The organism is Photorhabdus thracensis (assembly GCF_001010285.1).
GTDB lineage: Bacteria > Pseudomonadota > Gammaproteobacteria > Enterobacterales > Enterobacteriaceae > Photorhabdus > Photorhabdus temperata.
Genome location: NZ_CP011104.1, coordinates 5,024,821 through 5,049,249 on the forward strand (window position 1 = coordinate 5,024,821; position 24,429 = coordinate 5,049,249).

Here is a 24,429-nt window from a genome sequence, read left to right on the forward strand (position 1 = left end):
AGCACATTGCTGCCTGAAAACCGTAAATCAGGCGTGGAGGATAGTATGCTCGCTTTTCTCTCATTTATCGGATTTACCTTATTAGTCGCTGGTTTTGCTTATTACAAAACACATAATTCCCGCCTGACAGAATCTACTGAAGGTTATTTTCTTGGTGGTCGTTCTCTCACCGGTATTTATATCGGTAGTTCCATGTTGCTGATGAACCTTTCTACAGAACATTTAGTCGGTTTGAATGGGCTAGCATTCCGAACCGGATTTATTGTCATGGCCTGGGAAGTCATAGCCGCTATTACTATTGTTTTATTTGCTCTTTATTTCCTGCCTAAATATCTGAAACTCGGCATTTCAACCATTCCGGAATATCTTGAACGCCGGTTTGACAAAAATACCCTGCTTATTACCTCAATACTATTCCTGGCTATGTATGTCATTTCGCTGCTGCCAATTGTGCTGTATACCGGTGCGATCGCATTGGAAAGTCTATTCCAAGTTTCAAATGTATTCAGTGTCGATAAAACCACAGCATTATGGATTATGGTTTGGGGTGTCGGTGGATTAGGTGCCATTTACGCTATCTTTGGTGGTATTAAAGCGATTGCCGTCGCGGATACTATTAACGGAGTCGGCTTAATCGTTGGCGGATTAATGGTAACAATTTTTGCCCTGCTCTATGTCGGCAGTGGCAATGCCTGGCAAGGATTAGTTGAGGTTTACCAGGCTAACCCTGATAAATTTAACTCTATCGGCAGTGAGGATTCGCTGGTTCCTTTCTCCACATTATTTACTGGCTTAATTATTTCCAATATGTTTTTCTGGTGTACCAATCAATCAATCGTTCAGAAAGCCCTTGGTGCAAAAAATCTGGCTGAAGGGCAAAAAGGCGTCATGTTATGTGCCTTCTTTAAACTCATTATTCCATCCATTATTATTCTGCCAGGCATTATCGCATTCCATATTTTCAAAGGACAAATAGACAACCCGGATAATGCCTATCCACAATTGGTACATCTGGTTCTGCCTGAAATATTGGTTGGCTTTTTTGCGGCTGTCGTTGTCGGTGCCGTATTCTCCACGTTCAGTGGCGGACTTAATTCATCTGTCACACTTTTTATCGTTAATATCTACAAACAACGAATCAACCAAAAAGCAACCGAAGCTCAAACAGTCGCTGTCAGTAAATATCTGGGACTTGGATTAGCTTTAACAACCATGATTGTTGCTCCATTAGTTGCTAATGCGCCGGATGGCCTGTTCTATCTTATACAACAATTACAGGGAATTTTTAACGCTCCAATTCTCAGTGTGGTACTGGTCGGTTTAATGACTAAACGTGTACCTCCTATTGCCGCTAAACTCGGCCTGTTATTCGGTATGTCCGCTTATATTATCTGTAACTTCATTTTAAAAATTGACCTGCATTTCTTTCATTTGGTTGGTATTTTATTTGCCCTCAATATTATTCTCATGCTGGCTATTGGCTACTTCTTCCCAGCCAAACCATTTGAAGATATTTATACCGAGCAGGTAGATATTACGCCGTGGTCTATGGTGAAGCCTATTGCATGGTTAATTGTTCTGGGATCGATCTCTATGTACGTATTTCTCGCACATAATGTTCCCACAATAATAATGATTATTTATTATCTGATAGCTGCATTAATACTGCTTTATGTATTCTATAAAATGGGTAAGGCTCTATTTAGGAAGCAATAGAAAAATCTCTTCCCTGTAATAAAGGGAAGAGATGGCTTAACTAAAGCCAATACACACTTTTCACATACACCAAAATAAAGATGAAATAAAAATTTCATCCATCTACTTATTTTCATCCTTTATCCTTGGATAATGTGCAACTTATTAAAAAATTAACTATATATAACGCTATGTTACCCCAAAAATCCTGATCAGATCACAAACCGGAACTAATATTTCCAACCATATTGAATTTGAAATAAATATTTCATATAACAATTGTGCGACAACAACCAAGGTTAACGAACAAACTCTCAAGAACCTACTGCGCACAACAAACGGTTTGTCAGCTTTAATTCGGAGAAACAATGATGAAAGAGATTCGCATCGGATTAATCGGTACTGGTTACATTGGGCGGGCACATGCAATTGCTTATGCACAAGCTCCGACTGTTTTCCCTCTGTCTGGCAGACTCGTTCGTGAAATGGTAGCGGAAGTGACTACTGAACTTGCAGCAAAACAATCTGAAGCATTAGGTTTCCGGCGCTTTACCGATAATTGGCTCGAATTGGTGGCAGATCCTGATATTGATGTTGTCGATATCTGCTCCCCCAATTTCCTTCATAAAGAGATGGCGCTCGAAGCGATCAAACAGGGCAAACATGTTTATTGTGAAAAACCGCTAGCATTCAATTCAACTGATGCAAAATTAATGGCCGAAGCAGCCAAAAAAGCCGGAGTGAAAACACTGGTAGGTTTTAACTATATGAAAAACCCCACGGCACAACTGGCTAAAGAGATCATTTCAAATGGTGAAATCGGTGAAGTCGTTCATTTCTACGGCACGCATAACGAAGATTATATGGCTGATCCACTCACTCCTATTCACTGGCACTGTTTCAAAGATAAAGCTGGATTAGGTGCATTAAGTGATCTTGCTGCTCATATCATCAATATGGCGCAATATCTGGTTGGTGATATTCAAACTGTTTGCGGGGATATGGAAATCATCGTTAAAAAACGCCCGGAAGAAACAGGTTCCGGCATCATGGTGGCGGTAGAAAACGAAGATCAAGCGCATACGATGGTGCGTTTCAACAGCGGAGCAATGGGTATTATTGAAACTTCCCGTGTTGCCTGTGGCCGAAAAATGGGATTGAACTACGTCATCACCGGAACAAAAGGTACGTTGAGTTTCACGCAGGAAAGAATGGCTGAATTAAAACTTTACCGCCACGATGAACCTGCAAACCGCCAAGGTTTTAAAACTATTCTTGTCGGCCCGGAACACCCTGATTACGCACCATTCTGCAACGGCGCAGGTCATGGCATCGGCTTCAATGATCAAAAAACAGTGGAAATCAGGGACCTGATTAACGGCATCGCCAACAATCAAGAGATGTGGCCGGATTTCACCGAAGGCTGGAAAGTCTCGCGCATTCTGGATGCTATTGCCCATTCTTATAAAGAACAACGTTGGGTGAATATCACTGAAATTAATTAATTTCTCTTATTAACGTTCCACTATCGGAGCACACCATAGCAACACTTGATGTTGTACTCAATAAGGAGTTGTTCAATGGATCAGCCAAAAAAGTTTGATGTTATCTGTATGGGAAGAATAGCCGTTGACCTGTATGGTCAGCAAATCGGGGCTCGACTGGAAGACATGGGAAGTTTTGCAAAATATCTTGGTGGTTCTTCCGGTAACGTTGCCTATGGTACTGCCCGTCAGGGACTTAAATCTTCCATGCTGGCCAGAGTCGGTGATGAACATATGGGGCGTTTCCTCCGGGAAGAGTTACAACGTGTTGGTTGTGATACCAGCCATCTAATCACGGATAAAGAGCGTCTTACTGCGCTGGTGCTGCTGGGGATCAAAGATAAAACAACCTTTCCGCTGATTTTCTATCGTGACAACTGCGCCGATATGGCAATGACCCGTGATGATTTCAGCGAAGAATACATTGCATCAGCCCGTTGCCTGGCAATCACCGGAACACACCTTTCTCATCCGAATACCCGCGATGCAGTCTTGACTGCCCTTAACTACGCCCGCCGTCATGGTGTAAAAACGGTTATCGACATCGATTATCGCCCTGTCCTTTGGGGGCTGACTTCTTTGGGAGATGGTGAAACCCGTTATATCGAATCAGCACAGGTAACAGCCCAGTTACAGGAAGTATTATCGCTGTTTGACCTGATTGTTGGAACGGAAGAAGAGTTCCACATTGCGGGTGGTTCCACCGATACCATCGAAGCACTACGCAATACCCGTAAGCAGACTTCGGCTGAACTGGTCTGCAAACGTGGAGCACTGGGATGTTCTATTTTTACCGCTGAAATCCCTGATGATCTGGACGATGGCATTACCGTACAGGGCGTTCAGATTGATGTTCTCAATGTGCTGGGTGCGGGGGATGCTTTTATGTCTGGCCTGTTGCGGGGCTATCTTCATGACGAAGGCTGGGAAAAAACCTGTACCTATGCAAATGCCTGTGGCGCATTAGTCGTTTCCCGTCATGGATGTGCTCCGGCTATGCCAAATAAAAAAGAGCTTGATAACTATCTGTCACGAGCCAATCAGGTGCTACGCCCTGATTTGGATGAAACACTGAATCACCTTCACCGTATTGGCACCCGTAAAAATCAGTGGGATGAACTGTGTGTGATGGCATTTGACCACCGTACCCAATTTATCGAAATGGCCCGTCAAGCAGATGCCAGTATCAAGCGCGTTCCATTATTAAAACAACTTTTACTGCACGCCAGCCGGGAAGTTGCCGCAGAAGCAGGATTACAAGGAAAAGCGGGCCTGCTATGTGACAGCACTTTTGGTCAGGATGTTTTGAATGAAATAACGGGTCAGGGTTGGTGGATAGGCCGGCCAATAGAACTACCTGGCTCCCGCCCGCTCTGTCTAGAACATGGCTGCATCGGCTCCCAACTTATCGACTGGCCACTGGAACACATCGTCAAATGTCTGGTGTTTTTTCACCCAGAAGATGCTCCCGCTCTTCGCCTGGCACAAGAGAAAAAAATTCAGGAAATCTATGCCGCATGCGGTAAGTCCGGCCATGAACTTTTGCTGGAAGTGATTTTACCTGCGGAAATGGAACATTCAGATGAAGACTATATCCGTGCGCTCAAACGCTTTTATAACCTCGGCATCAAACCGGATTGGTGGAAACTTCCTCCTCTCAACGCCGATAGCTGGGACAAGATTAACCATTTAATCCAGCAACGGGACCCATATTGCCGCGGCGTAGTTATTCTTGGTCTTGACGCTCCACAGGAAGAGCTAAAAGCGGGTTTCAATGCCGCGGCTGGAAAATCTATCGTCAAAGGTTTTGCTGTCGGAAGAACCCTGTTCGGCCAGCCATCGCTACAGTGGCTAAAAAATGAAATTGATGATAACGAACTGATTCAACAGATAAAAACTAACTATCACAACCTGATTAGTTTGTGGCGTCAGCGCGGATAGGAACATAACAAAATTATTTCATCTTACAGGAGATTCATCATGACTGTGCAACTTGGTATCAACCCTCTGACCTGGACCAATGACGACTTACCCACTCTCGGCGCAGAAACGCCTCTGGAAACCTGTCTAACTGAAGGTCGTCAGGCAGGCTTTACCGGTTTTGAACTGGGCAATAAATTCCCTCGTCAGGCCAGCATATTAGGCCCTATTCTTGCCGCACACGATCTAAAACTGGTATCCGGTTGGTACTCCGGCGAATTGCTTACCCGTTCGGTAGCAGAAGAGATTAAAGCGGTACAATCTCACCTGACGCTGTTACGCGAACTGGGGGCGAATGTGATGGTATTTGCTGAAGTGACAAATTGTATTCACGGCGATCAGAGCAAGCCGGTTCATCTTCGTCCTCAATTTCCCGCTGATCGCTGGCAAGAATATGGTAAGAAACTGACTGAATTTGCTCGTTACACTCAAGAACAAGGGGTTCAAATTGCTTATCACCATCATATGGGAACCGTCATTGAAACTGCGGAAGATATTGATTATCTAATGGAAAATACCGGAGATGAAGTTGGGTTGTTGCTGGATACCGGCCATCTGACATTTGCTGGCGCTGATCCATTGGTGGTCGCAGAACGCTGGGTGGAACGCATCAACCATGTTCACTGTAAAGATATTCGCCTTGATGTACTCAAGGATGTGAAAAACCGCAAAACCAGTTTTCTTGATGCTGTACTGAGTGGCGTATTTACCGTACCGGGAGACGGTTGTATTGATTATCCGTCAATTTTTCAGGTACTGAAAAAACACCACTATCAAGGCTGGCTGGTGGTTGAAGCAGAACAAGATCCGGCTGTTGCTCACCCACTCACCTACGCAACGATGGGCTATAACAATTTGCGCAAATTTGCCAGAGATGCCGGATTGTTTTAAGACTTGATTCACGCAAAAGCAATGCTGAGGCAGGTAATATGTCCAAATTACTATCAAAATATCATGCACCGGATCGGAATAAACGAACTCAACATATCACACCGGAATTTGCAAACTGGAAATATGTCCACTTCGATGTTTATGAGTTAACTACAGGTGAGAAAATCACACTACCCGCATCAGAAAATGAAACCTGTCTGGTGCTGGTGGCAGGGAAAGCCACGGTTATCACGCCACATCAAAAATTTGAGCATATTGGTGATCGCATGGAGCCATTTGAACGCAAAAAGCCCTATGCCGTCTATATCACCGCGGGTGAATCTGTTGACGTTATTGCCGATACAGCTCTCGAACTGGCGGTGTGTCAGGCTCCGGGTAAAGGAAGCTACCCGACTCGCCTGATTACACCGCAGGATATTGATGCAGAAAAACGTGGGAGCGGCTTCAACCAACGCTATGTTCACAATATCCTGCCGGATAACAAACCTGCTGATAGCTTATTAGTGGTCGAAGTCTTTACCGACGAAGGCTGCACCAGCTCCTATCCCAGCCATAAACACGATACGGACAATGAACCACAGGAAACCTATCTGGAGGAAACCTATTACCATCGCCTGAATCCATCACAGGGATTCTGTATGCAACGAGTCTATACCGATGACTATTCACTGGATGAATCAATGGCGGTTTATAACAAGGATGTGGTAATGGTTCCCAAAGGCTATCACCCCGTGGCAACCATTGCTGGTTATAACAACTACTATCTCAATGTAATGGCGGGACCAACCCGCAAGTGGCTATTCACCTGGGAGAAAGACCATCAATGGGTTAACAGTGAAGAATATGCTTACAAGCATAAGAAATAACCTATATCAAGCAAAATTAACTTTTTCTAGCGCGCTCAACTGGGCGCGCTGCTGCCTGTACGGCAGTGAACTGTTATCTTGCATATGCTTTAGAACTGCAAGCTTTCTAAGCTGCCTGTGCGGCAGTGAACAACTGGCTGCACTCGTCAAAGCGAAGCGAACAGTTTCTAAGCTGCCTGTGCGGCAGTGAACCAGAGATGAATAATGTAGTAGCAAACCCATTTTTTCTAAGCTGCCTGTGCGGCAGTGAACGCCGCCGCTGTGACCCGCCGTTGTTACGTCGTTTCTAAGCTGCCTGTGCGGCAGTGAACGTTTAGAAGCCAGGAACAAAGGGGTCAAATTTTTTCTAAGCTGCCTGTGCGGCAGTGAACGTCAAATTACTGGCGGTCGTGCTGGTTATCCGTTTCTAAGCTGCCTGTGCGGCAGTGAACATAATATCTGTCACGCAAACCTTGCCATTTTGTTTCTAAGCTGCCTGTGCGGCAGTGAACAGATGGATTCATGTTCCTTCGGGGGCTTTGTTTTTCTAAGCTGCCTGTGCGGCAGTGAACTTACGTCTCCGTTGCAGTAACGGCATCTCACATTTCTAAGCTGCCTGTGCGGCAGTGAACACAACTCAGTGATAGAGTTGAATTGATTGCTATTTCTAAGCTGCCTGTGCGGCAGTGAACTATAGGGTTAGGGGAATCAGGAATCAGGTTAATTTCTAAGCTGCCTGTGCGGCAGTGAACTGGACACCAAGATATTTCTAAGCTGCCTATGCTTTCTAAGCTGCCTGTGCGGCAGTGAACTGGTTCCAATTGCCGGACTGCTCGTGATTTCCGTTTCTAAGCTGCCTGTGCGGCAGTGAACGGGTAAAGACGGATTAGCGACTCAGGCAGGTTTTTCTAAGCTGCCTGTGCGGCAGTGAACTGTTAAATACTAGCTTTAACCTACTGATTATTAAAGAGCATAGTTAAAAAAAGCGGAAAAAACCCTTTTTAGAAGCAGCGGCTAATCTCTTAAATAAATCAAAAGGTTATAATTAACCGCTAAAAAAGGGTCAAAACCAGGGGATGGTAGCTGATGCACTTAATCCATAAGAACTAAAAACTCCTGGAGTTGGTCTGTCTTCTATTGGTCCCTGTTCGACAAACAACGGAAAGCTTTGCCCTGATGACAAACTCTTAAGACTCAGAAACGGTAAATCAGTACGTTGTTCTTTGCTTATTGGGATGCATTGCCGAGCTTGCTCCTCAGTTAACCACCTCTTTTTGATCGAACGACGACGAAGCCGCTCTGCGTTGCTTTTAACCTGTACCCGGCTAACACAACGATATTGAGTGTCTTGAGGTACTGGCTGACTATCGGTCACCTCCGTATAATCCCTGAGCCCTTTTAACCAAGGTAACGCTTGTAAATCCTGCAACGCTTCGCTTGAACCGTGAATCCTCAACGTGTTCCCCAACGATTTTCCCGCACGCGGAAAGCTGACACCAATCCGCCCATTGCCCACCTGCCCCAAGGCTCGATGCAGCTTAGCAAACAACGCATCCATAAGCGTTTGCGGGCTGAACTCAAGATCAGGAAGGACGCGGATTTCAAGGTAATAATCCATCGTATCCCCTTATTCACCTTTTTCACCAAAAACACCACCACGAATCAGAATCGCCATAACGTAGTGTTGTTGCTCTACTTCTGGTGCTTTTCCTTTGACAACCCAGTTATCCAGCAGAGTATAGAAATCCATTTTTACTTTAGGCTGACGATAAGCTTTACCCCGGCTGGTTACTGAACCATAGGGTTCAACAGCTATGGGGCCAAGAGCCAACTCAGATGCATCAGGATACCAAGTATCAATAGTGCGAAGCGCATTACCTACTTTCTGTGAGTGCAACGCAGCGATCTCGTTGACCTGATACAACACTTTGCTTTTTTTACTGTTGCTGTCGAGAACTAACTCTTGAGAAGGGAAAACTTCCTGACCACAGCCTAAGTGAACAAACGCTTCAACGTTAAAGAATGTTGATCCACTACCCGCCAACCCTTCCTCAATTTCGGCAGCAAGTTTAGCCAAGTTACCTTCTGCTTTACCGAATTCACGTAAACTAAAATCTTCGCTGTTAAAGGTCCACCATTCGCCACTTTTACCCTTCACACGAACCTTAATTTCTTCTGCGCCAACCCGGTTACGCCACAAGAACCGTCCATTAGCCAGATTTTCTGCATAACGTGCAGCAAGCGTTTTAAAACCATGCTCGGCAATGTAACCGTTAATTACATTTGCCAGTTCAGCCTGATAATCCTGATCATTACATACCGATGGCGTTGAAAGATTTCCTAAAACCCGTAATGTGAAGCTCACTTTCAATGTATCGGCATCAAAAGGCAATGCGGCAACATCGACACGTTGCAGGTTTGCTTTTTGAATTTCCGCATCCAGTTTAGCCGGGTCGCTGGTTAAAGCGTTTTTCAGGCGGTTGGAAATCGTCCCTCGGACAGCTTTTTCTTGAATAGCAATAGGTTGCCACTCTTGCGCTTTCCCCCACCCCTCCCAGTCTCCTGCAAACATGACAGCATCAGAATTAGAAAGTTTACGTTCAAACGCCAGTACAGAAGCCGTTTTAATGGTTGATTTAGACATATGAATATCCTTTTTTAAATTAATCAGTCGATTCTTACTTTCTTATTGGGTTTGGATTGATGGGTAACAGACTGCTGATTGCAGCATCGGTAAACACCCTCTTGGTAATGATGACACCAAAGTAACTGGCGAATATCATTAATACGGTGTGGGCTTCTCCACTCACCTACCCCATAGATTGCTTCAACAAAACAAAATGGCGTATTAGGATCACGGGTTTTTTCTACTTTCCCTGCGGGATATAACGGCGATATAGCCTGATAACCTGTCATCAAAGGGACTAAATATCCAGAACCGGGTTTGGGAACATATTCCCAATGTGCCGGGTCGCCAATTTCAGGTTGCTTATCTTCCTGAACAGGAATAGCCCGCATTTTGATGGCAGCAAAATCAAGCCAGGCGTCGATCAATTCGACCTGTGGGTTATCTTGTTTTAATGCATTGTAATGATCAGTTAACAGTTCAGAGCGATCCAACAGGGCAAACCCCGGCAACAGACGGCGCATTAACTTACGAGTTTCCTGTTCTTGCTGCGGAAAAGCAATAACATCTACTTTAGCAATTTCAGTGATAGTACCACCTGCTAGCCTCTGAGTTTGGCAGATCTCCCATAAATGTTTTTCTAAATCTCTAGCACCTTCGTCACCATTTTCAATTTCACCAAGGCACTCAATTAATAAAGAAACCGTCATATGCATTCGGCCTTCTTCATTAAATGCCGCCGTTTTTGCTTCTTTAGTTAACGGGTTTCGGGTTAACGCAAAAACTTTATCCCTAATAGGATCAGATTGATAAGCATGTAATTGGTGGTTATGGCAGATAACGCCGCAATTTTCTAGTCTTAAATCATGGTTCTGCTGTAATTTACGTGAAAGTGCATGAGTAAACCCAAGAAAATGGGTGATTGCTGGAAAACCATAGGTTAAACCTGCAATCGCATTCGCGTTTTCCACTTTAACATGGCGCAAAACAATTAGATAACTCATGGTATCACCTCCGGTAATTCATCCTCAAATTCACGTAACCGTTTCTTAAACTCAGAAACCCACTCACGACGTTCAGGTAATTCCATTTCCAATCGCTCATGCTTCAAACTCTGGTTCAGCCAATAACTAAAATCTGCGGCTATTTCTTTTTTCCAATCGCCACCTTCACGTTCAAATCGGAATTCTTTATCTAGTTGGCAACGATAAGGATCAAGCCAAAGCTGTTGAGCACGTTTTAACTCACAATCATCACTGGCACTCCAACCTTTAAGCTCAAACAGATTTTGTATACCAGCAACATAGTTAAACAAAATATCAATAATTTGATCGACAAATTCCTGACGGAGTTTTCTGATTTTTCTATTATTCTCGATATCTTGAACAACGAATAAGTATTGCCGCATCTTTCCGATAGTTTCACGAGCTAATGAGACAAACTCACTACGCCGATCAAAAATGGACCTGCGCTCCATAGGAGGTTTGGTAATATTTAGCCAATTGGGAGAAGCACAAGATAAAAGCCAAGTGCTCCCACCTCGTACACTGTTAAGGTAAGATATATTTTGCGGCTTAGTTCCACCTATATTCTGTACAGCAGTACTAAGATAAATAACTCTAGCTTCAGGATGCCAGTATTCTTCTTTCTTCGCCTTATTAATTTCTTTAGATGACTCACCAAAACGGGCTTCGATAATATGCTGATGTATTGCATTCGCCAACGATGAAGAAAAAAGCGGGCTTAATAAATGATATTCACCGGGGCTGACGGGGAAATAGAGTTGTTTTGCCAGTTTATGTGAAGAAAGTGTTTCATCTGACAAAACTTGTCGGAATCCGTTAATCCACCGCTCAAGTTGTTGCTCGTTTTCCGCCAGCTCAGCCAGTGCCGTATAATCCTCCCGATTCAGACACTCTACCAATGAATCTTTCTGGTATTCTGTTTGCAATAATTTTGCAACATCAAGAGCCGCGGCATTTCCTACAGCATCTATTGCTGGTTTATTCAAAGCGGTAATAGAAAGATATTCAATATTTTCTTTTCCGCTTGCTGATGTTGCAAAAATACTACTGCCTTTTGCATCGCTATGAGTAAATTTCAAAGCATGCGTTACCAAGCTAATTTGTTTTGCCCGATTTGCGGCATCATCCAGCCAATTTCTTACCTCAAAACGTTCTTCCAATTCTTTGAGCTGTTCGGCAATCTCTTGTTGAGCAACAGAGATCTCCTCTGCTGAGGTTAACTTCGCCAGTTTCTTTTCCGCCTCTTTATCAAAAGCCTCCAGCTTTGACTGCTTACGACTTTCGATATAATCGACAATAAATCGGCTCAATCCATTTTCATTCATAGGCTTTTACCTACCTTATCAAAATGATTATCCAGGTGCCCGCTAAATTTAGCGCAAAAAAATGCTTTGGTACATCATCAACCAATAAATATCTTCAACCCTGACTATCATCCCATGAGAAGCAAAGTATCAAGACATCCAATCATCAATGGTTATTCATAAGATAGTTTATTTCTTCAAGAGTTCAACTTATTGTTAAAAAAATGCAATCCCACCTTTCCACTGAGTCTATGTATTGACTCCCAACTTCGGTGCAAAATAATATTTAATATAAATACTTTTGAAGGAAAATATAAAATTTTTATGTAGAATTTAATCCTCTAGACATTTATAAGTTAAAAACTGCCGTACAGGTAGCTTAGAAATATTTTTATGTCTATTACCTTAAGACAAAAACCAACTGCCGCGCAGGCAGCTTAGGCAGCGCCGCCCAGTGCGCTGCCATACACCAGGGCACGAGCATACTTTGACTGCTATTCATCCAAAGAAAACTCTTGCCCGATAATCATCGCACCAACCCGCTTTTTTAAGCTTGTTCCTTTGGCTCGGTGCCCCGCAATCGCATTGTTTGACCAGATTCAGGACGATACGACGGAATAAGGCCAGATTCTCAACTGCACCCTCCAGAACAATTCGTGAATCATCTTCTTTAAAGACCACATCAAGAATATAGTGCTGGGTATTTTCAATCCGCCAATGCTGGCGAATATAATATCCCAGTGATTTATGCTTGGGCGAAAGGGAACTCACATAATAAGACGTGTCCACCGTTCCTTTGCCATTTTGTGTCCGGTGACGTTCTACGGCGATAATGCTACGAATGGTCGGCCATTTCTCGATTAATTCTGCCGTAAATTGGGGCTTTAACTGAAACACATAACGCTCTTCACGCCGGCCATGGGCTTCTTGCTTAACTTCCGTGATAATTTTTTCTTTACCGGCATCAAACACCGCCTGAAATTGCGATTGGACGGCTTCCCACAGATGGGGTTGATTTTTTTTCACCTGAACCACGACATGGGCTTTCTTTTCGCTGATTTTTTCCAGCGTTTGGCGCTGACAATGCAAAGCATCCAGCGTGACGATGCTGCCTTTCAGGTCAAGGATATCCAACATCTGCCGCACGATACTGATTTCCCCGTTTTTCGTGGCAGTGGCTTTCTGGCTCAGGACTAATCCTTGTTCCGTATCATATGCCGTGACCAGTTGGACGGCGTTTTGCTTTTCATTACGGTAGGCGCGTCGCAGAACTTTTCCATCGAAGGCAATGACCGGTTTCCCTGCCTGTTCACGTTGTTCATTGATCCAGTTGAGCAAAGCCTCCAACAGCGAATCAAGTTCAATAGCGCGCACAATTCTGGCAACCGTGTGTCGGCATGGTATTCCACTGAGAAAGGGGCGATATTTTTTCAGCCACGTAATTTTGGCCCGACCATAAGTTTCAATATCTTGCCAACCTTCAGCGCCAGCGAGAATGGCGCTGATGACAAGAAAAATAACATCAATCAGCTCGTATTGACGATTGATGTCAGAACGAGTTTCTTTCACAACGGTTAAATGTTCAATCAGGGTCTGGTTCGGATTCATGGGCGAGTATTAAAAAGAAAAATAAGGAGAATGAGATCATATAATTACGGTTCATTCAAGGGGGGGGGGGGTAAAAAAGTATGCTCGCGCCCTGGCCATACACATCCATTACAAACTACCAATATCTTTATAAAATCCCTGTCTATAGCGACAAAATATATACACCTTCCGACCTCTTATCATATTCAACTCATTATGAGAAACGTTTGCACAATTTAGCCAGATGACAAAAAATAAAACATACCCCAAAAACCTCCCCATCCCCTTCATTCCCTATCTCCTCATTCGAATATGCTCATGGAACCAAATCAAAGTGATTACTTTTTGATCTTTATAGACATGGGAGACACCATAAATCAATGATTTTTTAAATTTTTTACATATGAAAAATTTTAAAAATACATATAAATAGGTTAAATAAAATATCAAAGCACCAATGAATAGAATTTTGAAATGCCAAGAGGGACCCATTCTAAGCGCCTCTTGTTTTGAATTTCTCTAATGACCTTATGTGTGGGCCTTAACCCACCGTAATCTGAACAGGTTTCCTTTATACGGGTTAACATATTAACCAATACGTTAATGGTGAATTTACTTACCATTTTTTTCACAACATCAGATACTTTTGGTCGAGAAACGTGCAACATCGTTGCGACTTCAGTTTGTTTCATTCATTAACCGTTCTTTGATTTGCAGTATGTTTTCTATTTCTCGTAAAGAGGTTACATGAAGTTGTTGAGCCTCTTGTTCAGTAAAACCTAATTCAGAAAATATATTATGTCCGGCTGGAGTTACCCTACGAATTTCAGTGTCAATTTTAGTGGTCATTTGATATTTCTCCGTTGCGGGATAACTACGTTGTATCGCAGGGCTAACGCATCAAAGCTCATTATATAAACAAACTCAAGGATTCGAATAAATAATCATCATTTAAACAACAGAGCCTGCGTTTATTTTCCATGCTTAACTTACGGGATTTATTCTGTTTCAGCATATTCAAAATCCATTTTCTGAGTACAGCTAAATTTTCACCGGCAAATCCTATCCGGGCCTGGAGTTTATCCTCTCGAAACGCAACATCAAGTGACCAGTGTAAATGATTCTCCACCGACCAGTGAGAGCGTGTTGCTTGCAAGGCTTTCTCCGCATTCATTGGCTGGCTACTGATATAAAATCGGACAAAATCATGCCCACGTCCTTTTTCTGTCCGTTCAGATTGGACTGCTATTATCGTCTTTGCTTTCCATTTCTGACAAATGGGCATCTGCTCACCAACAGGGAATTGCCAGCATCGGCGATGTTCCTGGCGACCATGCTGATTATCAAATTGTTCGTAGAAAGAGGGGCCGGCAAGATCTTTTGGCGTATTCGCCCAAAAAGCGTGAAATTGCGCGCTGACTTCAGCGGCCAGTGTCGGCTGATTATCTTTGACTGCCAGCAAATAATCCGCGGATTTTTCCAGAATAATCTCGGCGATTTTTGTTTGCGTTCCCGCAGCATCAATGCTCACAAGACATCCTTCCAGCGCCAATAATTGGAGAAGTTCAGGAATGGCTTTTATTTCATTGGATTTTTTCTCCACTTTTTGTTGCCCAAGGCAGAGTCCCAGTTCAGTTGACCAGACATTGACGGTATGGATACGATTAGCTCCCCGACCTTTTGCTGTTGCCCTTAACGCCTTACCGTCAACCGCCAGTTGCCCTGAAAGACCTTCCTTTTTCAAAATATGATCCACCCATTCCTGAAACAATGATTGCAGGGTACTGGCTGGCATAATGGCAAAAATCCGGTTAAAAGTGTCATGTGAGGGAACCCCATTTGCCAGGGTTAACCAACGCTTAAACCATTTTTCGCGTTCCTGAGCAAAGAGCGCAATTTCGGACCAGGTATCAAAACCACACATCATGGCACAAAGTGCCATAAAAATGACCTCAGATAGCACATGAGAACATTTTGCTTGTTGACGTGGGTCAGGTAAGGCTTCGAGGTAGTCAAACAGGGCTTTCTGAGTCATAAATAAGGCCATTATTACGGGAAGTTGTGGATAAATAACGGTAAACAGATAAGATTGCAACAAGAATAAAGCGTGGCTTATTTTGTACGGTTAATTCGTCATCTTATGGATAAAAAATGATCATGCGTTAGCCCTGCGTTGTATCGTACTTAACAGCATATCACCAAATTGGGTTTTAGGTGTTTAGTCCCAACATTTAGTTGTCAGGTTACTAAAAAACCCATTTAAAAAGAGAGTTGAATGAGTATTTAAGCGTTAAAAGATCGCGAAAATGGTTTGAAAAGTAACGATATGAATTGATTTTAATATCAAACCACATTTCATAAACCAGACTGATTAAAATAGCGTAAAAGCAAATTTAATCTGGCGTATTTAAGGTATTGTATTCTATTAATTCATTTGAAAACTTTCTTATAATCGATTATTTAACTGGTTTACGAAAAAGTTTATTGCCAGTTGAAAACGTTATTAAATCCAACTCCTTTGGGGAAATAGATTGTCTGATCAAACTACTCATATTTTTATTTATCCTTCTTTCCAAGGGGTATGAGCATGAATAAACCCAATTTTTGTTTCTCATTTTCTCGCTGATGGTTTTATAATAAGCAAGTTTTAAATTATTGTTAAAAGTCATTTTCTTAACCTCTGGTTTTAATCGGTATAAGGTTTTAACCCTTAACTTTACCACTTTTAATCCCTGCTTTTTATTAAGTTTAATTATCATGGGGCATCGTGTTTTATGTTTAATCTTCGTTAATCATATCCGCTTTTTATCTTTACTGACGCTATTTTACTGGCAATCATGAGCGGTTTTAACAAGTCATCACCCGCTGTTTTCTTTTCATAAACCAGCCGGTAAATGGCCTGATGATATAAAGAGACGCCTTTATGTTTTTTCAGATAATCACCCCGTTTTTTCCGGGTCTAAATCCTGCCAAATTAACCATTTTACTATTTTTTTATTACATGATTTTTATGGCTTGATTCGTAAAATAACGGCGAGAAAAAACTTTAATATGAACCTGTTTAAATAAAATTTTCTTCGTGCCGATTTCTTTTCAACTCTCTTTTAATGTTCAATGGAATTAGATTAAACGCAATTTCCTCTCTATCTGAAAAACTTCTTTCTTAAGTTAAATCCACCTTTTATATAAAAGTGTTGATTTCTTTACATTCCCGCTTTTAAATGATCAAGCAGGTATAAATAAATGTAGGATAACATCGCCGATAAATAAATTAAACGTGACAGAAAATAAGCTGTTTTCAGTCACATCGTTTTTTTAATCGGGTCTTAATGGGGGTCTATTTCTTTACTCTTATTTAACGGATATCTGAGTTAATCACCGATAAAAAGGTGATTATAATCGCCAAAAACGAAGGGTTTCTATTGAACAGTTTTTTAAATCTAATCATTTTTCGGTTTCCTGCCTCGTATTTAAACTTTACTATTCTCATTAAACTGATATTTAGGTTTTCTCTTTTTCCGGTATTTGATTTTTAGGTTTAAAACCAGAGAGAGCAAAAAATATGCCAATGGAATTAAAAGCAAAGCCCATTGCTTTAATCGTTTTTAATACGGCTAAACGCTATCTTTTTCACTATGCGATTAACCCCATTAAATGTTTTAATATAATCTCATATTTTTGCTATTGGGTTAACTTTACCACCGGGTTAATCGATTTAAAACTCGTTTTAAAAAAACCTTAATCACGGTTTTTACCTTTGATGATTAAAGTTTTTACCTGTTTTTTTCATGATACGCTTATCCTTATTGACCAGATTTTAAAAATACCGCATATTGTTCAGCCAATTTCGCCAAACACCCCTAAAAACGGATGATAACACCATGCTTCTCCGTCATCTTTTTCCCTAAGACAGATCTCACCAAAACGTAAACTAACATCCTTTAACTCTATCTCATAAGTATCAGCCAAATGCTGATAAATCGTCTCAGTATCAAGTTCAATCCAGATACTCACCCCCGGCGAAAACGATACTTCCGATACATAATCAAAAGATCCACTTTCTTTCATTCCTGCCGGGCCGCTGTCCAACGCCATAAACTGCGCTTTTTCACCCTCTTCTTCAAGCCATAGATAATGCAACTCATCGGGCTCAGACTGACGAAACGGCTTATGACGCTGTAATTCCGCACACCATGAAGCCTGTTCACGCCACCAAAAAGCAGCACAATAACGATAATCATCATTAGGATCACCTTGAAGCTCTTCCCACAAACGTTGATGTTCAAGATCGACCAAATTTTCAAAAGGTGAACGCTCTCCAGCATTATCGCGTTTCTTTATTCTTGGTAATGCACTGATTAGCTCATATTGGTCATGTTCTAATAACTCGCCTAAATCATGACTGGCAAGGAGGTAATCTTTCGACTCAAATCCTGGCCGACAATAAACCGGATGTTCTAAATTAGCCGCTTTAAGTGCCTTATAGTTTTTCGCCAGAATATGCAGATTGGGTATCTTTGGCTCTTTTTGCCGATGGCGTTGAATACGTCCGGCAAGTTGTATCAGCGAGCGCATTGAACTCGGTTCAGCAATACTCCAATCATAATCGTGATCCCTACCAACCTCTGCAACAGACGTTGCCACCACGACGAAAATATGATGCTTTTCCGGCATCTCCTCCAATGCCTTACGGATTTCTGCCACCTGCCACAACGCCTTTTCATTGTAACGCGTTAATGTGGAATCCAACCGATGTTCAAGATGGGAACGTATCGCCAGTGGATGCTGACTGTGATAGACACAGTAATGGATATGTACATTTTTAGAAGACGGTATCTGCAATAACCGCTGTGTTACGGCAACGAGTGGATCGATGTTTGCCATGCGAATCAAACCGATAGAAACGGTTTTGCCCGATGGGTGGATTTGATGGTGTTCCTTACGTAGTCTCAACATGGAGTGATGCATCACCTTTGCCATGGCTTGGATCACAACCTCGTCTTTATGCTTTTCAGCCGTTATCGGCACCAATTCAGCTTTACGCAATGGCACCTTTTTTTCTAAACAACCAACGCGCTTAACGATAAAAGCATCATGCTGATCTTTAAACTGTTGCGCATTGGCAACATCCCGTTGCGCCACATTATATTCATCAAACCAGGCACAACAGATATTCACCGGTGCGCCTGGCCGACCACATGCTAATTGGTAATCCTGACGTCCAGCCCGATAAGCGTTGAATAACGCCTGAATTAACGCCGGCGGCAATGTGGCCGATGAAAGCAATACCCGCGAGCCCAACAAGCCTGCCCAGTTCACCAATCGGCATAAAGCCGGTAAGTCGTTAATATCAAAATCATCCGGTTCATCCAACACCAGATCAGAAGTGAGTAATCTCAACATAGGTGCAATTTGCTTCCCGCCACGAATGCCTTCAGTAGCCGGAATTAAATGATCGATGGTCGCCACCAGTACAGGGGCACTGAGCAGTTTATTCAGTTTATTGTCTTTACTCAGCCAGTGGCTTAGGCGACCATCATCCAAGCTACCGTCATAACTGACATACTGATGTTCAGCAAATAGTGCTTCAGCAGATACACTGCCGGTATCAGGCTCAGTCCCTTTATGACGAAGCTGATGTAACTCTTTTACTGCCTGCGAACCAATAAGTACCGCCAAGTCATCTTCTTCCAGATGCAGTTTTTTACGTAACGCATCACCGGTTTGCAGCGTTAACGTCCGTAACCCTAAGGCGACAGAAAAACGGCATCCCTGTTTTTCATCGGCTAGACCATACATAATCCGTGCATTGGCAAAGGTTTTACCACAACCCGTGGAAGCCATGTTAATGCCAAAAAAGCCCTGTTCTGCTGAACGTTCGCGTAAAGCACATGCGGCATCGAACGCTTGATCCTGCCAGCGGTATTTTTCATCTTTGCTGCGTTGCTTAAATCCTTTATGACGGGTAATCGTGGGTAGCGTTTTACGAAGATGTGGCAAGCTTCGCCCCAGTAGCAAAGCATTCTGCCCAACACCAATATTATGTTCATCTAACCGTTGTTTACACTTCCCGGTGGTTCTATCGGTATTGGCAAATGCGCCATAGTTAATATCTTGCCAACCAAGGGTTGCAGGTAATGATGAATAATGATGATCGGCCAGCATTAAGACTAATCGGGACATATGGCTGGTGAAACGCTGGTTCAAATCGCCATATTGCAATAATGATGTTGATTGCAGCGCTCTGTTCGCAAATTTCTGTGCTTTCTGGCGCCAAGTCTGACTACGGATAGGTGTACCATTTAGGAATGTCCAGACATCACGTTTATCCTGATGACTCCAGTTTTTAGCCGTCATGTTGACTGAGTTCCATGATGACTCTAACTGTTTGGTCAGCCAACTCTTAATACTTTCTAACTGTGGTTCACTGGTGTATCGCTCATTATAACGAGGATAAACGGGAAGACGATGATGCGAGAGGATCAGCCAGGCGACAGTGGTTGCTAATGGCGGTAAGTTAATAAAAGGGTTTACATAGGGATCAATACCATCTTTAGTCAAGCGGGAAAGAACTTTATCCTCATCACCAGCATCTATCTGACTTAACGAAGTCAGCCACTCCTTATCATTTTGCTCCGCAACAAATGCCTGAAACAGCCGCAAAGATACCCATTCATGCCGGTACGGTTGAAACCGCCCATCTCCCAGTAAACCTTGCTGGAACAACGCATTAGCTTTACCAAAATCATGGAATAGCCCGGCGATAGCGGCCAATAAGCTGATGGCTTCAACACTGTGCCAATGATTTTCATCCTGACTTTTCAGCACATCACGTTGTGTCGTATTGGTAGGTACAATTCCTTGCTGGTTAAAGCGCCGTAAATTTCCGACAATCCATAACAATTCAGTTTGGTTTCCACTCTTTATCCAATGACAGGCAACTGCGGTATTACGGCGCGCTGTTTTACGCAATAACTTACGTAAAGTGTTCAAACCTTCCAATGTAATCGCCGTCTGCCAGGTTCTATCACCTTTTCGTTCAGCAAATTGATCCAATATTCGGCGGGTTTCAGTTAACGCTCGTTTATTGCATTGGGAGACTAAAAGAATATTCATCGCGACACCTGACTCAGTTGTTGAGCGGTTGTTTGCAGTGCATCAATCATCGTGTCCAATGCACCAGATTTTTGAAATCCACTGATGCAACGTTGACGAAACTCCTGTTCATCTTCCCCAGCCATTGCCGCGATAAATGCTTGCGGCAATACCAACGCATCTTTAATCAGATCAGCAACATCGAAAACCAAACCTCCGCGACGGGTTTTTCCATGTAACACAGCCAGACCATGCGGTAAACCAATTACCCAAGTCGCCACAGCCGCTAATCCGTAAGCCAAGTAATTACCATGATCAAGAAAACGGTTTGCTAAATCTACACCACCACCCCGTTTTGCCCGGATAAAATCGCCATAACTCACAGCCTCCGCTGCCAGCTTGTATAATGCCTTAGTCATCACAGCTTCTTGCGCCATTAGATCCTGATTATTGCGGCAATTTTCAAGGTTCTGTTCATAACGGGTGAGTAATGACAATAAACGCTCACGATTAAGCATAAAAGAGCTATCCCGAAGCATTCGACTACTCAGCCAATGTTCACGGATTTGTGCAATGCGAACTTTCTGAAAAGCAATCGCTGCTGCTAATCGTTTTTCATCATCAAACCAGAAACTCACCCAAGCTTGTAAATACTCAGTAGGGCGATATTCACTTTGTGGCGTTAGCCAAGACACATCAACCTCAACATCATTAGCTGCGAACAGCGGTGTTCCGCCGCCGCCACAAAAACCAACCAGAACACCCGCTCTGGCGAATTCACGCATTGCAGCCTGAGTAATAGATGTACCCGTTCCCAACATAATAACGGTGGTATTTGCAATTGGGATATTCCAATACAGGGATTGCTTTCCTTCGTCAGTGACATATTCAACACGGCCACCATTCACTAATACCCGACAATATTGCAGGTAATAAATATTCGAGCGTTTGGAATGCAAAATCGTTTTTAGGTCACTCGGAGAGAAGTTGTTATCCATAATTTAAGAATTACCTAAATAATTAATTTAATTTATGGAAACATTATGCATAAATTTTACACAAGGTAAAATATCGCAAATGAAAATCAAAAAAATTTACAATTCTTTGCTAAATTATTACATAACACTTTGCAAAAACAGGGATAGCTCCGAGTTTCCGATAACTGCCTGTACGGCAGTGCACGTTACATATTAACTCTAATCTATTGATTATCAAAGAACATAATGGTTAGAAAGTGATAACCCCCTTTTTATGAGAGATATTTTATTCTTCTTTAAAATCAATACATTAAGATTATATGCAAAAAAAGGGTATAAATTGGGTACCGTGCAAATATCATCATTTATAGTAAAAAATACAAATCTGGGTAGAAATTTAGTAAACATTAGGTAGGTAGACTTCTATCGTAAACTTTGCAATCACTGGAATAAGGAAATAATGCATTAGCCCACGACGATAAAGATAAGTATACATACGAATGAATTCGCCAAACAATGTGGTGCACTCATGTATGACAATAAGGTGTGAATCTTAGGAAAACTATTTAGAAACATAAGGTTAGAAAGAAGTGGCGGAGGAGGAGAGATTCGAACTCTCGGATGGTTTCCCATCGGCGGTTTTCAAGACCGCTGCCTTAAGCCGCTCGGCCACCCCTCCGCAATGGCGTGCACTATAAACAGCACCAAGACAGATGTAAAGCCCTCTCTTGTTCAATTGCCGTAAATTTACTCTTTTTCACTGTTATTGGCTTATTTTCTCCGCATATATACAGACTATCCTTGGGTATAAAAGTGTTTTTTGCTAAATTACTATCATCTTTTTTTGATGGTTAAACGATTATGTTGGTATTCGAAGGTCGTGAGATCGAAACCGATGCACAAGGTTATCTGAAAAACAGCAGTGATTGGCAGGAAGCAATGGCTTCATTACTCGCCGAACAAGAAAATATTGATTTAAGTGAGCAACATTGGGAAGTCATTCGTTTTGTCCGGGGATTTTATGAAGAATTTAATACATCCCCGGCGATCCGTATGCTGGTAAAGGCAATCGCACAAAAGTATGGCGAAGAAAAAGGCAACAGCCGCTATCTTTACCGCCTGTTTCCCAAAGGGCCAGCAAAGCAGGCAACTAAAATTGCCGGGCTACCAAAACCAGTAAAATGTATCTGATAACAATCTGGCTCAGTGGCGGACGCTAAAGTCTGCCACATTCTCCACTGCGCAGGACTGAGACGAAAAACTATCGATCCGCGCCCCCGGTGGCCCACCCTGTTCCAACCAATGGGTTAATTTATCCAGTTGCTCACTTTCACCATAAGCGACAATTTTGACGCTACCATCATGCAAATTACAGACGTAACCTGTCAGCTTATTGGATTTCGCCCAACGAAAAGTTTGATAGCGAAATCCAACCCCTTGGACCCGACCATAAACATAAATGGTTAACCCATATTTCATCATAATGCCCCCTATCTACCCAGTCACCTTGCGGTATCGCTCACATATATAGTTAAGCACGCCATTCTCGGTTGTGTTTTATATTGACTACAGCTAACCTGAAATTAGGTGAAGTCGCTCTCGCAATTATTAAAGCAAGAAAATGACTTCAACTACCGGGTATGCTCTTGTAATTCACCTTACTGCCCTCATATTCGTATCAATGCAAGGTTTTTTTGGAGGTGGCTATGATTATTGCCAGCAAATTCGGTCTCGGCCAACAAGTACGTCACAAGCTTCTGGGTTATTTGGGCGTTATCGTAGATATTGATGTGGAATATTCTCTGGAACAACCCCAAGAAGATGATATTGCATCCAATGCTGCCTTGCGTTCTGCTCCTTGGTATCATGTTGTGATGGAAGATGACGACGGCCAGCCTGTACATACTTATTTAGCCGAAGCGCAATTATCCTATGAAGCATCCGATGACCATCCAGAACAACCTTCCCTAGATGAGTTAGCAGAATCCATCCGTAATCAGTTACTGGCTCCACGACTGCGCAATTAACCTATATTATATTTCTCGAAAGGCAGTTACTGGATTTTTAAACTGCCTGTACGGCAGTGCACAAACTTAGTCGCTTCGTCATAATGTTTCCTCTTTTCTAAGCTGCCTGTACGGCAGTGCACGGATCAGTCTAACCAGTCAGCCCTGATTGGACTTTCTAAGCTGCCTGTACGGCAGTGCACTAGTTAAATATGGGAACAGCAACATTAATTTTTTTCTAAGCTGCCTGTACGGCAGTGCACATCCTCGGCAATCACGTTGCCGTTGTAGCAGATTTCTAAGCTGCCTGTACGGCAGTGCACATTGATTTGACTGGGATGCTTGGTGATGAAGTTTTCTAAGCTGCCTGTACGGCAGTGCACTCCTGCATTGTTCAGCGGCCTTTTTTATCCACTTTCTAAGCTGCCTGTACGGCAGTGCACTATTGCTGTAGTTGATCTGGAAGAAATGAACTTTTCTAAGCTGCCTGTACGGCAGTGCACTCAAGTTAAGACCTTTACAGTTCCACACGTCATTTCTAAGCTGCCTGTACGGCAGTGCACTCAGTCATGAGGCTTGATGATGGGTATCAATTTTTCTAAGCTGCCTGTACGGCAGTGCACTCTGCCAATGTGCCGAGTGGAATATCTGTAAATTTCTAAGCTGCCTGTACGGCAGTGCACAAATTAATTCCTTTCGCATAGCTCGCTTTCGTTTTCTAAGCTGCCTGTACGGCAGTGCACACGTAAAGATAGCCCATCACACGGAGGTGTTTTTTCTAAGCTGCCTGTACGGCAGTGCACCATTGATATGCAAATCAATTATTTGTTATCGATTTCTAAGCTGCCTGTACG

Annotated in this window: 16 protein-coding genes, 1 tRNA gene, 1 pseudogene and 2 CRISPR repeat arrays (1 of these 20 only partly in view); of the genes and pseudogenes, 7 read left to right on the plus strand and 11 right to left on the minus strand. The window is 42.8% G+C overall.

Annotated elements, in window-relative coordinates:
• Positions 1-45: 45 nt before the first annotated feature.
• The 5 genes from VY86_RS21955 to iolB all read left to right on the plus strand — a co-directional run bounded on the left by VY86_RS21955 (position 46) and on the right by iolB (position 6,976).
• Positions 46-1,716, plus strand: coding sequence for a solute:sodium symporter family transporter (locus VY86_RS21955; RefSeq protein WP_046976562.1), 1,671 nt, complete (start codon positions 46-48; stop codon positions 1,714-1,716).
• A 350-nt stretch (positions 1,717-2,066) separates the two neighbouring features.
• Positions 2,067-3,200 carry a Gfo/Idh/MocA family protein gene (locus VY86_RS21960; protein WP_046977038.1) on the plus strand — a complete coding sequence of 378 codons (1,134 nt, stop codon included), beginning with the start codon at positions 2,067-2,069 and terminating at the stop codon, positions 3,198-3,200.
• A 75-nt stretch (positions 3,201-3,275) separates the two neighbouring features.
• Positions 3,276-5,180 (plus strand): bifunctional 5-dehydro-2-deoxygluconokinase/5-dehydro-2-deoxyphosphogluconate aldolase, encoded by a 1,905-nt coding sequence (locus VY86_RS21965; RefSeq protein WP_046976563.1) that lies wholly within the window; start codon positions 3,276-3,278, stop codon positions 5,178-5,180.
• Positions 5,181-5,219: 39 nt separating this feature from the next.
• The gene (gene iolE, locus VY86_RS21970; RefSeq protein ID WP_046976564.1) at positions 5,220-6,110 is read left to right on the plus strand and encodes a myo-inosose-2 dehydratase; all 891 of its coding nucleotides are present in this window, start codon (positions 5,220-5,222) and stop codon (positions 6,108-6,110) included.
• Between the two features lie 38 nt (positions 6,111-6,148).
• Positions 6,149-6,976, plus strand: coding sequence for a 5-deoxy-glucuronate isomerase (iolB, locus tag VY86_RS21975; protein WP_046976565.1), 828 nt, complete (start codon positions 6,149-6,151; stop codon positions 6,974-6,976).
• 103 nt (positions 6,977-7,079) lie between these two features.
• A CRISPR array of direct repeats spans positions 7,080-7,888; the repeat unit is 28 nt; unit sequence TTTCTAAGCTGCCTGTGCGGCAGTGAAC.
• Positions 7,889-8,018: 130 nt separating this feature from the next.
• Here iolB and cas6f read toward each other — a convergent pair.
• From cas6f to VY86_RS22030, 10 genes and pseudogenes are all read right to left on the minus strand, one after another.
• Entirely contained in the window at positions 8,019-8,573 is a 555-nt protein-coding gene (gene cas6f / locus VY86_RS21980) for a type I-F CRISPR-associated endoribonuclease Cas6/Csy4 (RefSeq protein WP_046976566.1), read from the minus strand.
• Positions 8,574-8,582: 9 nt separating this feature from the next.
• Positions 8,583-9,599: a type I-F CRISPR-associated protein Csy3 gene (csy3, locus tag VY86_RS21985; protein ID WP_046976567.1), complete on the minus strand. Its 1,017-nt coding sequence runs from the start codon at positions 9,597-9,599 to the stop codon at positions 8,583-8,585.
• 23 nt (positions 9,600-9,622) lie between these two features.
• Entirely contained in the window at positions 9,623-10,585 is a 963-nt protein-coding gene (gene csy2, locus VY86_RS21990; RefSeq protein WP_046976568.1) for a type I-F CRISPR-associated protein Csy2, read from the minus strand.
• Positions 10,582-11,931 (minus strand): type I-F CRISPR-associated protein Csy1, encoded by a 1,350-nt coding sequence (csy1, locus tag VY86_RS21995; protein WP_046976569.1) that lies wholly within the window; start codon positions 11,929-11,931, stop codon positions 10,582-10,584. Before csy1 ends, csy2 begins: the two co-directional genes overlap by 4 nt.
• Positions 11,932-12,408: 477 nt before the next feature.
• Positions 12,409-13,518, minus strand: a complete 1,110-nt coding sequence (locus VY86_RS22000; RefSeq protein WP_046973751.1) for an ISAs1 family transposase — start codon at positions 13,516-13,518, stop codon at positions 12,409-12,411.
• Positions 13,519-14,038: 520 nt separating this feature from the next.
• Positions 14,039-14,346: pseudogene (locus VY86_RS22005) on the minus strand (helix-turn-helix domain-containing protein).
• Positions 14,347-14,407: 61 nt separating this feature from the next.
• Positions 14,408-15,532, minus strand: coding sequence for an ISAs1 family transposase (locus VY86_RS22010; RefSeq protein ID WP_046973730.1), 1,125 nt, complete (start codon positions 15,530-15,532; stop codon positions 14,408-14,410).
• A 1,802-nt stretch (positions 15,533-17,334) separates the two neighbouring features.
• The gene (gene cas3f / locus VY86_RS22020) at positions 17,335-20,613 is read right to left on the minus strand and encodes a type I-F CRISPR-associated helicase Cas3f (RefSeq protein ID WP_046976571.1); all 3,279 of its coding nucleotides are present in this window, start codon (positions 20,611-20,613) and stop codon (positions 17,335-17,337) included.
• Positions 20,610-21,590 carry a type I-F CRISPR-associated endonuclease Cas1f gene (gene cas1f, locus VY86_RS22025; protein ID WP_046976572.1) on the minus strand — a complete coding sequence of 327 codons (981 nt, stop codon included), beginning with the start codon at positions 21,588-21,590 and terminating at the stop codon, positions 20,610-20,612. The genes cas3f and cas1f overlap by 4 nt, the downstream gene beginning before the upstream one ends.
• Positions 21,591-22,160: 570 nt before the next feature.
• Positions 22,161-22,248: transfer RNA gene (locus tag VY86_RS22030), tRNA-Ser, on the minus strand.
• 182 nt (positions 22,249-22,430) lie between these two features.
• Here VY86_RS22030 and tusE point away from each other — a divergent pair.
• Positions 22,431-22,760: a sulfurtransferase TusE gene (gene tusE, locus VY86_RS22035; RefSeq protein WP_021326537.1), complete on the plus strand. Its 330-nt coding sequence runs from the start codon at positions 22,431-22,433 to the stop codon at positions 22,758-22,760.
• A 12-nt stretch (positions 22,761-22,772) separates the two neighbouring features.
• Here tusE and yccX read toward each other — a convergent pair whose 3' ends face one another.
• Positions 22,773-23,051: an acylphosphatase gene (gene yccX / locus VY86_RS22040; RefSeq protein WP_046976573.1), complete on the minus strand. Its 279-nt coding sequence runs from the start codon at positions 23,049-23,051 to the stop codon at positions 22,773-22,775.
• 224 nt (positions 23,052-23,275) lie between these two features.
• Here yccX and hspQ point away from each other — a divergent pair, with 224 nt between their 5' ends.
• On the plus strand, positions 23,276-23,596 hold the full coding sequence (hspQ, locus tag VY86_RS22045) for a heat shock protein HspQ (RefSeq protein ID WP_021326539.1): 321 nt from the start codon (positions 23,276-23,278) through the stop codon (positions 23,594-23,596).
• Positions 23,597-23,630: 34 nt separating this feature from the next.
• Positions 23,631-24,429: a CRISPR direct-repeat array (repeat unit 28 nt; unit sequence TTTCTAAGCTGCCTGTACGGCAGTGCAC) (it continues 729 nt past the right edge of the window).

Excerpts from the sequence above, each read along its gene's own strand:
- VY86_RS21955 (WP_046976562.1), top strand. The coding sequence starts at position 46 with ATGCTCGCTTTTCTCTCATTTATCGGATTTACCTTATTAGTCGCTGGT.
- VY86_RS21960 (WP_046977038.1), top strand. The coding sequence starts at position 2,067 with ATGAAAGAGATTCGCATCGGATTAATCGGTACTGGTTACATTGGGCGG.
- VY86_RS21965 (WP_046976563.1), top strand. The coding sequence starts at position 3,276 with ATGGATCAGCCAAAAAAGTTTGATGTTATCTGTATGGGAAGAATAGCC.
- iolE (WP_046976564.1), top strand. The coding sequence starts at position 5,220 with ATGACTGTGCAACTTGGTATCAACCCTCTGACCTGGACCAATGACGAC.
- iolB (WP_046976565.1), top strand. The coding sequence starts at position 6,149 with ATGTCCAAATTACTATCAAAATATCATGCACCGGATCGGAATAAACGA.
- cas6f (WP_046976566.1), bottom strand. The coding sequence starts at position 8,573 with ATGGATTATTACCTTGAAATCCGCGTCCTTCCTGATCTTGAGTTCAGC.
- csy3 (WP_046976567.1), bottom strand. The coding sequence starts at position 9,599 with ATGTCTAAATCAACCATTAAAACGGCTTCTGTACTGGCGTTTGAACGT.
- csy2 (WP_046976568.1), bottom strand. The coding sequence starts at position 10,585 with ATGAGTTATCTAATTGTTTTGCGCCATGTTAAAGTGGAAAACGCGAAT.
- csy1 (WP_046976569.1), bottom strand. The coding sequence starts at position 11,931 with ATGAATGAAAATGGATTGAGCCGATTTATTGTCGATTATATCGAAAGT.
- VY86_RS22000 (WP_046973751.1), bottom strand. The coding sequence starts at position 13,518 with ATGAATCCGAACCAGACCCTGATTGAACATTTAACCGTTGTGAAAGAA.
- VY86_RS22010 (WP_046973730.1), bottom strand. The coding sequence starts at position 15,532 with ATGACTCAGAAAGCCCTGTTTGACTACCTCGAAGCCTTACCTGACCCA.
- cas3f (WP_046976571.1), bottom strand. The coding sequence starts at position 20,613 with ATGAATATTCTTTTAGTCTCCCAATGCAATAAACGAGCGTTAACTGAA.
- cas1f (WP_046976572.1), bottom strand. The coding sequence starts at position 21,590 with ATGGATAACAACTTCTCTCCGAGTGACCTAAAAACGATTTTGCATTCC.
- tusE (WP_021326537.1), top strand. The coding sequence starts at position 22,431 with ATGTTGGTATTCGAAGGTCGTGAGATCGAAACCGATGCACAAGGTTAT.
- yccX (WP_046976573.1), bottom strand. The coding sequence starts at position 23,051 with ATGATGAAATATGGGTTAACCATTTATGTTTATGGTCGGGTCCAAGGG.
- hspQ (WP_021326539.1), top strand. The coding sequence starts at position 23,276 with ATGATTATTGCCAGCAAATTCGGTCTCGGCCAACAAGTACGTCACAAG.